At 39.6% G+C, this 2432-nt stretch carries 4 protein-coding genes; all 4 read right to left on the bottom strand.

Annotated features, from left to right (window positions below):
* On the bottom strand, positions 1 to 370 hold a 370-nt coding region (locus H7254_RS18520), incomplete at its 3' end, for an ester cyclase (RefSeq protein WP_301934386.1).
* Positions 371 to 602: 232 nt separating this feature from the next.
* On the bottom strand, positions 603 to 1430 hold the full coding sequence (locus H7254_RS18515; RefSeq protein ID WP_301934385.1) for an SDR family oxidoreductase: 828 nt from the start codon (positions 1428 to 1430) through the stop codon (positions 603 to 605).
* A 39-nt stretch (positions 1431 to 1469) separates the two neighbouring features.
* Entirely contained in the window at positions 1470 to 1682 is a 213-nt protein-coding gene (locus H7254_RS18510; RefSeq protein ID WP_301934384.1) for a hypothetical protein, read from the bottom strand.
* Between the two features lie 401 nt (positions 1683 to 2083).
* Positions 2084 to 2432, bottom strand: a 349-nt coding sequence (locus H7254_RS18505; protein WP_301934383.1) for a sensor histidine kinase, incomplete at its 5' end; no start/stop codon positions are given.

Genomic DNA, 2432 nt, shown 5'->3' with positions numbered 1-2432 from the left:
TCACACCCAGTTGCTCCATTATGGCCATGCGGTCAATAATCATCCAGTGGTGCACAATTTTTTCATTCTCAATTTCATAGCTAATCGCAAATGGAACTTCAATGGTGCGATGTGTTGGTGCTATGCCATTAAAGTCTCCTTCGTGGGTGCCTTTGAAACGGGCTTTAACCACTACCTTATTGCCTTCAGCAGTCATCTCGTCGGCAATTACTTCATAGCCTGGAAATACTGGTTCAAAAAAATTAATATGCCCGATGAGTGCTTCATCTGTAATATACTTTTCCAGTAGTTCCTTCGTTTTGGTAACGCCGCCGCCAAGTGCATTAAAATAGCGGGTAATAAATTCTTTGTTTTGTTTTTGCTGTTCCATAATTTTAAGTTTTTAAAAGTTTAATTATAAAAATGTATTTGCTCATAGTAGTAAAACCAGTTATCACTTTTCCCTGTTGCCAATGTCTGTGGGTAAGTTGTACCTGCCCGGAGGGTTGACTAAAAAGTATGTGCTGCGGATTTCCGGACATCAGTTTTCAAGATTTTCATTTTCTTTTTTAATATTTCCATTTTGCAATGCAAGCCGCTTTAACGGCAGCAGCACCTCCATTCTACGGAAGTTGAAAGAAAAGTGGCACTTCAGGATTCATCAATGATGCACCGCCATCTGCAATAATAGTCTGGCCTGTAATCCATCCGGCATCTTCAGTACACAACGTTGCAATAGCGCCTCCTATATCTGCCGGGGTGCCGGGGCGCTTCATGGGGTTCCATCCTTCTTTAAGCCATGATAACATTGCGTCCTGCGCTTCCTTCGGCAGGCTGTTAACGATGCTATCATCTGTAATGCCGGCACAAACAGCATTTACCGTAATACCCCTGGGTGCAAGCGCTACAGCAAAATACCGGCACATGGCTTCCACAGCAGCCTTATTGGTGCCCATAGCAAAATATGGCAAGAAGCCACCTGCATGACTGCCAGGCCAATAGCTGATAGCCAGTATGCGCCCTTTGTCGCTTAAAAGGCCTGCTGCCTGCTGAACACCCACCAGGAAGGCACTGGACTGAGCCCGGCAGGCTTCTTCCCATTGCTGTAAACTTACCTGCAACGGTGGACTCATAAAACCTAATAAATTACCTAGTGCATTGCTTACGAAAATGTCCAGCTTGCCAAATTTATCACGCACTTCACTCACCATCCGCTCTATATCTTTCGGATTACATACATCGGCCTGAACAATAAATCCATCTGAGCCAAGCTCCTTAATTTTTGCAAGGGTATCGTTTGCAGCGGCTTCATCCTTAAGATAATTAACAGCTACCTTTACGCCCTTTTCGGCCAGTTTAAGAGCAATCCCTCTGCCTATACCCCTTGAGCTTCCCGTTACCAGGGCAAACTTTCCGGCTAAATACTTTTTTTCGTTTACAGATTCAGTCATAAAATTTATTTGATTAATTATAAATAGCTTATCTAAAGATTAATTCACCATGCCAAACACCTCATCAGTATGGATTAACAGCATTCCAGCCCCAACCAGGAGCATCCACCAATGATTCTTTTCAAGGAAAAACCTGATTGCATAAATAATTTCCGCAGATACATTCGTATGCACACCAGCATAAAAACCTGTCTCACCATTGTTTACCAGAATAATTTTCCATCTCTTTACTTCATATATATGAACTATCATTTCGGATAGATGAATGAAGAGTTCAACAACTGTATCCTCCAGATATTCTTGTTATGTAAAAATTGAGATTTTGTAATTCCCTGTCAATCTAACATTTCTTAGGTGAAAAATTAATTAAAGTATAAAAAAGGATTCGATTATTTCTTATGTAAAACTACTGTTGGGATAAGGGTAAAACAATCCCGATTAATTGGTAATTTTTATCTACCAATAAGTTGGTATTTTCAGGTAATCAAGATCCCTCTGTTGGGCTGATTATTTTATGCAGCTTTAAATTCAGCTAACGATTTGCTTGCCGCCAAACAGTATAATCACAACACTGTGGATTGAAAAAAATTGCAATCAAAAATTAATTTAAGAAGGAAGGATTGATAAAAGCTTTTTGCATTTTTATTTATTTCCTATGACAACGTTTTATTGAAATCATTCAACGGAATTACAAATAACAACTTAGTTCCTTCACGAACTGCTGTAATTATTTGGTAGCTACCACCTAATTTCTCCACCCTCTTTTTGTAATTCGGCAAGCCATTACCATTTGTTTTTAAGGTATCGGGGTTAAAGCCCCTGCCATTATCTGCAATGGAAAATTGTATTTGATCTGTAATACTGCATTCAATCACAATGGAAGAAGCGCCTGCATGTTTGATGGCATTGTTCACTGTTTCTTTTACCAGTAAATAAATGTTGCGGCAATCTTTCCAGCCGAGTATTTTGTTAGGAATATTTTCGGGCAAATCAAAAGTAAAT

This window comes from Ferruginibacter sp. (genome assembly GCF_014377975.1).
Lineage (GTDB): Bacteria > Bacteroidota > Bacteroidia > Chitinophagales > Chitinophagaceae > Ferruginibacter.
This window is presented reverse-complemented; position numbering and strand designations above follow the sequence as displayed.